This window comes from Curtobacterium sp. VKM Ac-2884 (assembly GCF_015350945.1).
GTDB lineage: Bacteria > Actinomycetota > Actinomycetes > Actinomycetales > Microbacteriaceae > Curtobacterium.
This window is the reverse complement of record NZ_JADKSA010000002.1, coordinates 164,538-176,836: the sequence shown is the minus strand read 5'-3', so window position 1 is coordinate 176,836 and position 12,299 is coordinate 164,538. Positions and strand designations below refer to the sequence as shown.

The following is a 12,299-nucleotide window of genomic DNA, read 5'->3' as shown; positions in this document are numbered from 1 at the left end:
CATGCGTCGGGCGGTGTGCCGCGGCGCGCGCCACAGCCGCCGCGCGTAGGTTCCAGCCATGAGTGCAGAGCTGACGCTCGGCGCCGAGGAAGAGCTGCACCTCATCGACCTCGAGTCCGGCCGACTTTCCGCGAAGGCCCCGCGCCTTCTGCCCAAGCTGCCCGCCGACCGCTTCGGCGCGGAACTGCAGCGCACGACCATCGAGACGAACACCCCCGTGGTGCGCACCCTCGACGACCTGCGGCGGGTGATCGTCGACCTGCGCCGAGAGCTCAGCGCCGCGATCGCACCGGCCGGGGTGACCATCGCGTCGGTGGGCACCGCGCCGCGGTCCGAGTACGCCGACTTCGAACTGACCAGCGGCGGACGCTACGGCCGGATGCAGGAGCAGTACCGGATGCTCGTCGACGAGCAGCTCATCTGCGGCCTGCAGGTGCACGTCGGGGTGAGCGACCGCGACCTGGCGGTGCAGATCGCCCAGCGGGTCGCGCCGGTGCTGCCGGTGCTGCTGGCCCTCAGCGCGTCGAGTCCGTTCTGGAACGGGCAGGACACCGGCTACTCGTCGTTCCGCAGCATCATCTGGCAGCGGTGGCCGTCGGCCGGCAGCTTCGGACGGGTGTCGAACGCGGCCGAGTACGACAAGGTGCTCGACGACCTGATCGCCTCGGGGGTGATCGCCGACAAGAAGATGGCGTACTTCGACGTGCGGCCGTCCTCGCACGCTCCGACACTCGAACTCCGGGTCTGCGACGCCACCCCGATCGTCGACGACGCGGTGCTCATCGCCGGCCTGTTCCGGGCCGCGGTGCGGAAGGCCGAGATCGCCGTCGAGTCCGGCGCCGAGTGGCACCCCCGCAGCGAACCCCTGCACCGTGCAGCGATGTGGCAGGCGGCGCGCACGGGGCTGAGCGGCGAACTGCTCGGCCTCGGGCAGCACCCGGACCGCCTGCCCGCCGAGGTCGCCGTCCGGCAACTGGTGTCCCGCCTGCGTCCGGAACTCGAGGAGCTCGGCGACTGGGGCACCGTCACGGACCTGCTCGAGGACACCCTGGCCCGCGGCAACTCCACCGATCGACAGCGCACCGCGTACGCCGAGCGCGGGGAGCTCGACGACGTCGTCGCCCTGGTGGTCGAGGACACCGCCGGCACCCCGTCCGGCCGCGACGAGGACCCGGCGGTCGCGGTCCCCGGCTACCGCGTGCGCGCCGGTGACGAAGCGGTGGGACCCGGTTCTCGCCCCCGTCCGGCGTTCCGCGACCTGGCGACGTACTTCACCGCCTGGGACGCCGACACCACGAACGAGCACTGCGCCGCGCGCGACGCCTGGACCCGCGAGCACGAGGTCGGCTTCGTCGTGGACGGCGGCGTGCAGGCGTTCGGGTGCGACCTGGTGCCGCGGACGATCAGCGCGTACGAGTGGTCGCAGCTGGAGCGCGGCCTCGGGCAGCGCGCACGGGCGATCGAACTGTTCCTGCGCGACGTGTACGGCGAGCGGCGGATCGTGGCCGACGGGGTCATGGACGAGCACCAGTTCGTCGGGGCGAACGGCTGGGACCCCGACGCCTCGCGCCTGCCCGGTCACGCGGTGCGGGCACCCGTGCTCGGCTTCGACCTGGTGCGGAACGAGTTCGGCGGCTGGCGGGTGCTCGAGGACAACGTGCGCTCGCCCTCCGGGGTGGCGTACGGCATCGCCCTCCGCGAGCTCATGGACGCCGTCGTGCCCGACGCGCCCCGTCCGGCGCTGTTGCGCGACCCGCACGGCGTGACCGACCGCCTGCGCGAGACCCTGCGCACCAACGCGACCGCGGTGACCGGCAGCCCGGACCCGGTGCTCGCACTCGTCAGCGACGGCCCCGCCGCCGGCGCGTGGTTCGAGCACCGCAGGCTGGCCGACGGAGCGGGGCTGCGCCTCCTGGCCGGGTCCGACCTGGACGTCCGTGACGGACGCGTGGTCGACGCGACGACCGGCGACGTGCTCGACGGGCTGTACCTGCGGATCGACCGCGACGTGCGGGCCCTGACCGCGGACCACGCGCCGGAGCTGGGCGCCCGCGTCCTCGACGTCGCCGAGGCCGGACACGTCCACCTGTCGAACGCTCCGGGCAACGCCCTGGTCGACGACAAGGCGATGTACGTCAACGTGCCGGATCTGATCTGGTACTACCTGGACGAGAAGCCGCTGCTCGAGTCGGTGCCGACGTACCGCACGAGCATCGAGGGCGAACGTCTGTCGGTCCTCGACCGGGTCGGCGAACTCGTGACGAAGCCGGTCGACGGCGAAGGCGGACGCGGGGTCCTGATCGGGCCGAGCGCGAGCGCTCCCGAGGTCGCCGAGCGACGGCGTGAGATCGCCGCGGATCCTGCTGGTTGGGTCGGGCAGGAAGTCGTGCAGCTGTCGTCGCACCCGACCATCGGACCGGCGGGCCTCGACCCCCGGCACGTCGACCTGCGCGCGTTCGTCTACCTGACCGGGACCGGAGCGGACGACGCGCACCTCGCCGACGTCGCGCTGACCCGGGTCGCGCCCGAGGGCAGCATGGTCGTGAACTCGTCGCGCGGCGGCGGGGCCAAGGACACGTGGATCGTGGGATCCGCCGCGACGGCGGCGGCCGAGGGAGAGCGCTGATGTGTGGACTCGCGGGCGAGATCCGGTTCGACGGGATGGCACCGGACGTCGGAGCGGTGGCACGGATGACCGGGTGCATGGTGCACCGCGGCCCCGACGGTGACGGGCTGTGGGCACGGGGGCCGGTCGCGCTCGGGCACCGACGGCTGTCGATCGTCGACCTGTCCACCGCCGGTGCGCAGCCGATGGTGCTGCCCCGGGCCGGACTGACCATCGCCTACAACGGCATGGTCTACAACTACGAGCAGCTCCGCGACGAGCTGCGCGGCAAGGGGCACGAGTTCTTCTCGACGTCGGACACCGAGGTCATCGCCGTCGCCTACGCCGAGTGGGGCACGGCCTTCGTCGAGCACCTGATCGGCATGTTCGCCATCGCGATCTGGGAGCACGCCAGCGGTCGACTCGTGCTCGCGCGGGACCGGCTCGGCATCAAGCCGTTGTACGTCGCGGAGGTCCGCGGTGGGCTGCGGTTCGCGAGCTCCCTGCCCGCGATCCTGGCGGGGGACGGCGGAACGGGCAGCTCCGGCAGCGGCATCGACACGTCCATCGACCCCGTCGCCTTCGCCTCGTACATGAGCTTCCACTCGATCGTGCCGGCACCCCGCACGATCCTGTCCGGCGTCGGCAAGCTCCCGCCCGCCACGGTCCGGGTGATCGAGCGCGACGGCACATCCCGCGACACCGTCTACTGGGAGCCGCGGTTCGAACGCGATCCGGGCAAGGCCGACTGGACCGATCGCGACTGGGAGCAGGCGTTCATCGGGTCGCTCCGCACCGCGGTCGAGCGCCGCATGGTGGCCGACGTCCCCGTGGGCGTGCTGCTGTCCGGCGGCATCGACTCGTCCCTGGTCGTCGGACTGCTCGCCGAGGCCGGGCAGCAGGACCTCGCCACGTTCAGCATCGGCTTCGAGGCCGCGGGCGGTGAATCCGGCGACGAGTTCGAGTACTCGGACCAGGTCGCGAAGCACTTCGGCACCGACCACCACCGCATCCACATCCCCTCGACGCGCCTGCTCGACGGCATCGACGGTGCCGTCGCCGCCATGAGCGAGCCGATGGTCAGCCACGACTGCGTCGCGTTCTACCTGCTGTCGCAGGAGGTCTCGCAGCACGTCAAGGTCGTGCAGTCCGGCCAGGGTGCCGACGAGGTGCTCGCCGGCTACGACTGGTACCCGCCGCTCGCCGACGTCCCCCGCGACCAGGCGGCCGAGGCCTACCGCTCCGTGTTCATGGACCGCCGCTGGCCGGCGTTGCAGGGGCTGCTCGGGGAACGCTGGAGGAGCGACGACGACACCCCGTCGGCGTTCGTGGACGCCACGTTCGCGGTTCCGGGCGCGGAGACGAGCGTCGACGCTGCGCTCCGCAGCGACACGATGACGATGCTCGTCGACGACCCCGTGAAGCGGGTCGACAACATGACGATGGCGTGGGGCCTCGAGGCGCGCGTGCCGTTCCTGGACCACGAGTTCGTCGAGCTGGCCGGCGCGATCCCGCCCGCGCTCAAGCTGTCGGACGGCGGCAAGGGCGTCATGAAGCGAGCGTCGCGCGGCATCGTCCCCGACAGCGTCATCGACCGCAGCAAGGGGTCGTTCCCGGTACCCGCGATCCGGCAGCTCGAGGGCCCGTACCTGGAGCGGGTGCGCGCGGCACTGCACGCGCCGGAGGCGCGGGAACGCGGTCTGTTCGACCCGGGTACGGTCGAGCGGATGCTCCAGGACCCGAACAGCACGCGGACCGAGATCGGCGCGAACGCGCTCTGGCAGCTCGGCCTGATCGAGATGTGGCTGCAGCAGCAGGGGGTGCGGTGAACGTGGGTTCCCTCCGGACTGGAGGCGCGGCGAGCGTCGCGTCGTCGGCCGACGTCCGTCCCTCGGTCACGACCAGGGCTGCGGCCGACCTGGGTGAGCGGCTCGCCGCCGCCTGGGGGTCGTGGGGCCCCACCATGACCCGGAACGCCCGGCGCGTGGCGTTCGTGAGCGACCGGCACGGCACCCCCGAGGTGTTCGTGCAGGACGTCGTCGTCGACGGCGAACTGCCCGAACCGGTCCGGATCGCGCTGTCCGACGACCCCGTGATCCGGGTGTCGTGGTCGTCCGACGGGGAGTGGCTCGCCGTGGCGATCGCGACCGACGGCGGCGTGAAGCAGCAGGTCTGGGTGGTCAGGCCGGACGGCACCGACGCCGCGCAGATCGCCGGTTCGCGGTACCAGCACGCCGAACTCGGCCCGTGGAGCCGCAGCGGGCACCGGGTCGTCATCACGCTGCCCTCGACCGAAGCCGACCAGCCGGCCCGCTCGTACCTGGTCGACCCGGTGTCCGGCGACCGCGACGACCTGGCCGTCGGCGAACTCATCCACATCCTCGACCTGTCGGTGGAGGAACGGCTCGTCGTGCTCAGCGACGGGCAGCGTGGGCAGGAGTTCGTCGTCGTGGTCGACCGGCTGACCGACGAGAGCCACGCCCTGTTCGCCGACGACCCCGACGGGTCCGCTGACATCGCGTTCCTGCGGCCCTCGCCAGCGAGCGAGACCAGCCCGCTCGTCGCCTACGTCGCCACCGAGGCCGGACTGCCCCGCCGCGGACTCGTCGCGCAGCCGGTCGGACCACACGGCTGGCGTGGTACACCCCGGCGGATCATCGAACGAGACGACGCCGAACTCGAGTACCTCGACGCCGACGACGCCGGCCGCACGCTGCTGCTCGTCTGGAACGTCGACGGGCGCAGCGAACTCGACCTCATCAACACCCACGACGCCTCGCGCACCCCGGTGCCGGACCTGCCCGGGTACGTCGTCACCGACCCGGTGCTGAGCCGCGACGGCCGGAGCGTCCTGCTCGCCGTCGAGGGCCCCACGCGACCGCGGGAACTCTGGCGGCTCGACACGAACGCGCTCACCTGGAGCCGGGTCACCGACGTGCCCACGCTGCCGGACGTGCCGCTGGTCGAGCCGACGCTCGAGCGGTTCGCCGCCCGTGACGGACTGGAGCTGACCGGCTGGCTGTACCGGGCAGTGGAGCCGGCCGTGTCGGTGGCGGATGCCGATGACGGGACGCGGGACGTTCCTCCCGGCCCGCGCGCAGCGCTCGTCCACCTGCACGGCGGACCGGAGTCGCAGGAGCGACCCACGTTCTCGCCGCAGCACCAGGCGCTCGCCGCAGCGGGCGTGACCGTCCTCGCCCCGAACATCCGCGGATCGTCCGGGTACGGCCACGAGTTCGTGCACGCCGACGACCTGGCACTGCGGTGGAACGCGCTCGCCGACGTCGTGGACTGCGCACGGTTCCTGGTGTCGAACGGGTACGCCGACCGCTCCCGGGTGGCCGTCGAGGGCCGCTCCTACGGCGGGTACGCGACCCTCGCGTCGTTGGCGTTCACGCCCGACGTGTTCGCGGCAGGTGTCGCCGTGTGCGGGATGAGCGACTTCGCGACGTTCTACCGGGACACCGAACCGTGGATCGCCTCGGCTGCCGCGACGAAGTACGGACACCCCGTCGACGACGAAGCGCTGCTCGCGGCCCTGTCGCCGATGCGGGCGATCGACGACGTCACGGCGCCGTTGCTCGTCGTGCACGGCGAGCTCGACACGAACGTCCCCATCGGCGAGGCGCACCAGGTGGTCGCGGCGCTGCGGGAGCGGTCGCACGACGTCGACTACCTGGAGCTCGCAGGCGAGGGGCACGAGTACCGACGGGCGTCGTCGCGGGCGCTGCTGGTGCGGCGGATGGTGGAGTTCGTGGCGTCGCGCTTGGCGTGAGCGCTGGTCGCGGGTTGCGCGCCGGGGTTCTCGCTGGTGCGAGGTTCCACGCCTGGTGCGAGGTTGTTTCCTCGCACCAGGTGAACAACCTCGCACCGCGCCGTCACGGGGTGCAACGATGCGGTGGCGGCGCTCGCCGCGGGCGGAGAATGGTGGGATGACGACGACTGCGCCGACCTCGACCGCGCTGCCCCGACCGGGAGAGGTCCTCGTGGCCTCGGCAGCGGAGGTCGAGCAGGTCGTCCAACGCGCCACGAACAACTACGCCTCCGGGGTCGTCGCGGACACCGCCGGGTGGGCGGACGGCGACCGTCGGCGGATCGAGGACCTCGGGTTCCGTGGTGGTGATGCTCGCGGCGAAGCGCTCCGGACCCTCGACCTGACGATCGCCGACGACGGCACCCCGACGCGCATGCTCGACGCACCCGCGATGGCCGCGCTGAACAGCCACCACGCACGGTTCGCCGAGCGCCGAGGCGAGGTCGTGCGGTACCAGACCGACGTGTCGGTGTGGACGGGCGTCCCCGCGCAGCCCACGCCGCAGGACTGGGAGGACGTCCGGGCGCTGCTCGGATCGGGTGGGATGCTCGGCGTCGGTGCCGCTGCTGTCCTGCCGTCGGGGTGGGAGCTGGTGGAGGGCGCCGGCGGCGTGCAGCTCACCGGTGAGGCCATCGAGGGGGTCCCCGACGATGAGGCCGTCGTGCTGACGCCCGACGATGTGCCGGAGATGACCGCCCTGGTGGAGCGGACGAAGCCGGGGCCGTTCCTGCCGCGCACCATCGAGCTCGGCACGTACCTGGGCATCCGGCGCGACGGGCGACTCGTCGCGATGGCGGGGGAGCGGTTGCACCCGCCGGGGTGGACCGAGATCAGCGCCGTGTGCACCGATGCGGAGTACCGAGGCCAGGGGTTCGGGCGGCGGCTGGTGCTCGCCGTCGCGCACGGGATCCGGGAGCGGGGCGAGACCCCGCTCATGCACGCGGCTGCCGGGAACACCGGGGCGATCGGGCTGTACCAGCACCTCGGGTTCCGGTTGCGGGATCGCGGGGCGCCGCGGTTCGTGCGCGTTCCGTGAGCTGCGTTCGGGCCTGACCGTCAGAAGGCGGCGAGGGCACGCCGCAGCATGTCGTGGCCCTGGGCCTCGAAGCCCTCGTCGCCGACGGTGTAGGCCCAGGTCGCGGTGCCCACTGCTTCGCGGAGTTGCAGCCAGCGCCAGGCGTCCGGCTCGCGCGGATCGTCGCCGTAGCCGTCGAAGAACGCCGCTTCGAGGGTCGGATCGAGCTGCCAATGGAGCACCGCGAGGCGGGTGAGGTCGAACGATGCCGGGCGCCAGCCGAAGCGGCCGAAGTCGATGACGCGGAGCCTGCGGGCGCGGATGCGGCCGTTGTTGCCGTCGTTGTCGTTGTCGACGATCCAGTTGCGCGGGTGGAAGTCGCCGTGGGTCGGGGCCAGGGGTTCGTCCGGGTGGTCGGTGGGGAGCATCTCGAGCGCCGTGCGGGTCCGGGCGACGACGTCGGACGGGATCCGGTGCGGAGCATCGAGCGCGCGGAGGGCCTTCGCCTGCTCGTGCAGCAGGAACGTCGGGTCGTGCCGGGTGCCGTGGTCGTGCAGCCGCCGGAGGAGAGCGCCTGCTTGTCGGTGGACATCGGGGGCGTGCTCGTCCGCGGTGCCGAGCGCGAGGTGACCGGGGACACGTTCGAGGACCAGAACTCGGTGCTGTTCGTCCGCGGCGACCAGGGCGCCGGTGTCCCCGGCAGCGCGCAGGGCGTCGGTCACGGTCCGGTGTGCCTCGAGTTCCCGGGGGAAGTGGGTGTTGTCCTGGCCGGACGCCTTCACGGTGTAGCTGTCGTCGCCGTCGACGACGTGCAGGACCCTCGTGTCGAGCAGACCCCACGAGTCGTCCCCCACGAAGACCGCGTCGGGGAGCGTCCGGAGCACGAACGCGATCTGGTGGTCGTCGAGTCCGGTGTCGCCCCACTGCATGGCGGCACGCTACCCGGTCCGCTCTGCGCACCGCGGCCGTTCTGGGGGCTTGTCGACTCTTCCGCTCCCTCGGACACTGATGCAGCCGTCCGCCACCGGGGTGCGGGTGCGGCGTGATCAAGGAGGCGCTGTGCGCACGTCGTCGAAGGCCGCAGCCGCGTTCGCGCTCGGGCTCGCCCTGACGGCGGTCGTCGCCGCACCGGGAATCGCGGGAGCGCCAAGCTGCCGAGGGGACAGCATCTCGGTCCACGATCTCGCCTCTGGGTGCCGCGTCGACTCCGGTGTGGTCGCGCTCGAGGACGGCCGGACCTTCGCGGTACCCGCAGCCGGCTTCACGCTCACCGCTGCCCCGGTCGCCGAAGGGGACACCGACCCCGGTGACGTGGTGATCGCGAACCGAGGTGCCGCGGGCATCGCGGTGCAGGTCGACGAGGTGTGGGCCGGATCACCCACCGCCGTCCGGCAGGAACACGCAGCCCAGCAGCGCCGAACGCTCGGAGCGACGATCCGTGGCACCGTCTCGCACAGCGTCGCCACGACGTCCGCGAGCTGCGGGAGCAAGGCGTACGTGCTGACCGGCGCGCACTGGGAGTCCACGGTCCGGTGGCGGTACAACCCGACCGGGGCCAGAGTGTCGAACGTCGCAGCGATCCAGCGCGGTGCCGAGGCCTGGACCGGCACGATCACGGCGTGCGGTGAGACGGTCCAGTCGACGGCGGCGCAGGAGTACCTCGGCACCGCGACGCAGCAGGCTGCGGTCACCGCCGATGGTGGCTGCGGGACCTCGAACCGGACGAGCGTCGTCGGGTGGGGCAAGCTGCCGTCGAAGACCCTGGCGCTGACGTGCATCTGGTCCTTCACGGGCGGGGTCGCCTTCGAGACCGACCAGCGGTACTCGACGAGCCACCGCTGGGCATCGACCAGCACGTGCTCGGACAACCGGTTCGACCTGCGTGGCATCGCGACGCACGAGTGGGGGCACTCGTACGGGCTCGGGCACACGGCGCAGAAGTCGGCGCTCGTGATGAAGCCGTCGTCCACGGGGTGCGACACGGCGCAGCGGACGCTCGGGCTCGGCGATGCGCGGGGGATCGCCGCGCTGTACTGAGCGGACGCAACGGCGTCGGGATTCGTGGATTCTCTAGGATCGACCCATGTCGACGACCATGCCCGGCTTCGGGACCGAACGCATCGCGCAGCGCGGCCTGCGTGACCGCGTCTACGACCGGGTGCTCGAGGTCCTGATGGGCCACGACGTCGAACCCGGCATGCGGCTGTCGATCGACGGGCTCGCCCGAACCCTCGGCGTATCCCCGACGCCGGTGCGCGAAGCCCTCGTGCAGCTCGAACGCACCGGCCTCGTCACCCGAGAGGCGAACAAGGGCTACCGGGTCTCTCCACCCCTGGCCGGCGACCAACTCGAGGCACTGTTCGACGCCCGGCTCATCGTGGAGAGCGGCGCCGTCGAGCTCGCCGCCCGCGGGGACGTCGACGCCCTGCGGGAGCGGCTCGGCACGGCGCTCGACGAGCAGGCTGCGGTGGCCGACGAGGTCGCGGCGGTCGGTGCGGCTGAGGCGTCGGAGGAACTCATGGCCCGCTTCTTCCGCAGCGACTGGCAGTTCCACCAGCTGATCTTCGACGCGACGCGGAACCCGTTCCTCGAGGAGATGTCCGAGATCATCACGACGCGGGTGCACCGGATGCGGCAGATCGTCGAGGGTGGCGGGGACGACACCGACCGCGCCGTGCACGAGCACCGAGCGGTCGTCGATGCCCTCGCGGTCGGGCCGACCGAAGCAGTGGCGGCGATGCGGCACCACATCGACGCCGTCCGGCTCCGGTCGCGCGCGGACGCTTCGCACACGAGCTGATCCCACAGGGGTTGCGCTCTGTCGAGGTGCGAGTATCTTTCCTATAGGAAAGAGGTTCACCGCCGAACCCCGACATGCGAAGGAGCATTCCGTGAGCACACCGCAGGACTGGGTCGACCAGGATTGGGACCCCACCACCTGGACGTCGGACACCTGGCCGATCGCCGCCTGTCTGCACGGCTTCGCCCAGGTCACACGCGACGGCGCCGCGTTCCACGATGCCCCGGCCGAGGTCTGGGACGACGTGTTCGCCCAGATCGCAGCCGCCGGGTTCTCGCTCGCCGAACTCGCCGACAGCCACATTCGCCCCGCGGACCTCGAGCGCTCCCGTCGCGACGAGCTGTTCGCCGTCGCGAAGGCGCACGGCATCGGGATCCCGTCCGTGCACCTGCAGCGCAAGAGCGTCATCCAGCCCGGGCACGAGGAGGACAACCTCGCCTACGCCCACCGCACCATCGACGCGGCGGCCGAGTGGGGCATGCAGGTGTTCTCGACGGGGCTGCACCAGCCGTTCACCGAGGCCCAGAAACGCGCGCTGTGGTTCTGGACCGCGCAGGGCCCGAAGGACCCGGAGGACCCCGAGGTCTGGAACGCGGCGGTCAAGCGCCTGCGGGAGCTTGGTGAGCACGCTGCCTCTGTTGGACTGCCGATGGCGCTCGAACTGTACGAGGACACCTACCTCGGCACCGCCGACAGCGCCGTGCGCCTGGTCGAGGACATCGGGCTCGACAACGTCGGCCTGAACGCGGACGTCGCGAACCTCATCCGCCTGCACCGGCCGATCGAGGACTGGCGGGAGCTCTTCGCGAAGACCATGCCGCACACGAACTACCTGCACGTGAAGAACTACACGCGTGACGAGGCCGGCGACGGCAGCTGGGCGACGAGCGCGCCGAGCACCATGGAGACGGGCCTCATCAACTACCGCCAGGTCCTGCGCGACGCCGTCGCCGACGGGTTCCGCGGGATCGTCATGACCGAGCAGTACGGCGGGGACAGCCTCGGCGTCTGCGCCACGAACCAGCAGTACATCCGATCCGTCCTCGCGACGACGAAGCTCGACGCGACGGCGACCCCGACTGCAGCAACCAGCACCGAAGGAGCAACCCGATGAGCACCCTCGACATCGCCGTCGTCGGATCCGGCTACATGGGCGGCGGGATCGCCCAGGTCCTCGCCCTCGCCGGCCACACCGTCCGGATCGCCGACGTCTCGGCCGAGATCGCCGCGTCCAACCGCGCCCGGCTCATCGCAGAGACCGAGCAGTTCGTCGCGGACGGCCTGTTCCCCGCGGACGCCGTGGCACGCGTCGACGCCCACCTCACCGCCGCCGCCTCCATCGAGGAAGCGGTCGCGGAGGCCGACTTCATCGAGGAGGCCGTCCCCGAGAAGATCGAGATCAAGCACGCGACCCTCCGCCGCATCAGCGAAGCCGCCCGGCCCGACGCGATCATCGGCTCGAACACCTCGACGATCCTGATCGAGTCGCTGGCCGAGGCGGTCGTCGGCCCGGAGCGGTTCCTCGGCGTGCACTTCTCGAACCCGGCGCCGTTCATCCCCGGCGTCGAGCTCATCCCGCACCCGACGACGAACGAGCACGCGATCGCGGTCGGCGAGACCGTCGTCGCCGCGACCGGCAAGCAGTCCGCACGGGTGAAGGACTCGACCGGGTTCGTGCTGAACCGCCTGCAGTACGCGCTGTTCGAGGAAGCCACGAAGATCGCCGACGAGGGCATCGCCACCCCCGACGACATCGACACCATCGTGCGGACCACGTTCGGGTTCCGCCTGCCGTTCTTCGGCCCGTTCGCGATCGCCGACATGGCCGGCCTCGACGTCTACGCGTTCTGCTTCGAGTCGCTGCAGACCCGCTGGCCCGAACGCTTCGCCACCCCGCCGTCGCTGCAGCAGCACGTCGACGCGGGCGAGCTCGGCACGAAGTCCGGCGCCGGGTACCTCGAGGTGCCGGCAGACCGCACGCCGGAGCTCGTCGCCTACCGCAACAAGGCCTACGTCGCGATGCAGAAGCTGCTCGACGACCTCGGCCCGGCCCCGATCCACTGAG

Annotated in this window: 9 protein-coding genes; 8 read left to right on the top strand and 1 reads right to left on the bottom strand. The window is 71.7% G+C overall.

Annotated features, from left to right (window positions below; all coding sequences use genetic code 11):
• Positions 1-58: 58 nt before the first annotated feature.
• The 4 genes from ITJ60_RS05210 (at position 59) to ITJ60_RS05195 (ending at position 7,455) form a co-directional block, all read left to right on the top strand.
• Positions 59-2,626: a glutamate--cysteine ligase gene (locus tag ITJ60_RS05210; protein ID WP_194647205.1), complete on the top strand. Its 2,568-nt coding sequence runs from the start codon at positions 59-61 to the stop codon at positions 2,624-2,626.
• Complete coding sequence (locus ITJ60_RS05205) at positions 2,626-4,434, top strand: N-acetylglutaminylglutamine amidotransferase (protein WP_194647204.1); 1,809 nt, start codon at positions 2,626-2,628, stop codon at positions 4,432-4,434. Before ITJ60_RS05210 ends, ITJ60_RS05205 begins: the two co-directional genes overlap by 1 nt.
• Positions 4,431-6,380, top strand: a complete 1,950-nt coding sequence (locus ITJ60_RS05200) for a S9 family peptidase (protein ID WP_194647203.1) — start codon at positions 4,431-4,433, stop codon at positions 6,378-6,380. The genes ITJ60_RS05205 and ITJ60_RS05200 overlap by 4 nt, the downstream gene beginning before the upstream one ends.
• 157 nt (positions 6,381-6,537) lie before the next feature.
• The gene (locus ITJ60_RS05195) at positions 6,538-7,455 is read left to right on the top strand and encodes a GNAT family N-acetyltransferase (protein ID WP_228509870.1); all 918 of its coding nucleotides are present in this window, start codon (positions 6,538-6,540) and stop codon (positions 7,453-7,455) included.
• Between the two features lie 20 nt (positions 7,456-7,475).
• Here the strand turns inward: ITJ60_RS05195 and ITJ60_RS05190 are convergent, their stop codons facing one another.
• Positions 7,476-8,363 (bottom strand): phosphotransferase, encoded by an 888-nt coding sequence (locus ITJ60_RS05190; RefSeq protein ID WP_194647202.1) that lies wholly within the window; start codon positions 8,361-8,363, stop codon positions 7,476-7,478.
• A 130-nt stretch (positions 8,364-8,493) separates the two neighbouring features.
• Here ITJ60_RS05190 and ITJ60_RS05185 point away from each other — a divergent pair, with 130 nt between their 5' ends.
• From ITJ60_RS05185 to ITJ60_RS05170, 4 genes are all read left to right on the top strand, one after another.
• Positions 8,494-9,471, top strand: a complete 978-nt coding sequence (locus ITJ60_RS05185; RefSeq protein WP_194647201.1) for a matrixin family metalloprotease — start codon at positions 8,494-8,496, stop codon at positions 9,469-9,471.
• 46 nt (positions 9,472-9,517) lie between these two features.
• Positions 9,518-10,234: a GntR family transcriptional regulator gene (locus ITJ60_RS05180; RefSeq protein ID WP_194647200.1), complete on the top strand. Its 717-nt coding sequence runs from the start codon at positions 9,518-9,520 to the stop codon at positions 10,232-10,234.
• A 91-nt stretch (positions 10,235-10,325) separates the two neighbouring features.
• Positions 10,326-11,348 carry a sugar phosphate isomerase/epimerase family protein gene (locus ITJ60_RS05175; RefSeq protein WP_194647199.1) on the top strand — a complete coding sequence of 341 codons (1,023 nt, stop codon included), beginning with the start codon at positions 10,326-10,328 and terminating at the stop codon, positions 11,346-11,348.
• Complete coding sequence (locus ITJ60_RS05170; protein WP_194647198.1) at positions 11,345-12,298, top strand: 3-hydroxyacyl-CoA dehydrogenase family protein; 954 nt, start codon at positions 11,345-11,347, stop codon at positions 12,296-12,298. The genes ITJ60_RS05175 and ITJ60_RS05170 overlap by 4 nt, the downstream gene beginning before the upstream one ends.
• The last annotated feature ends 1 nt before the right edge of the window (position 12,299 follow it).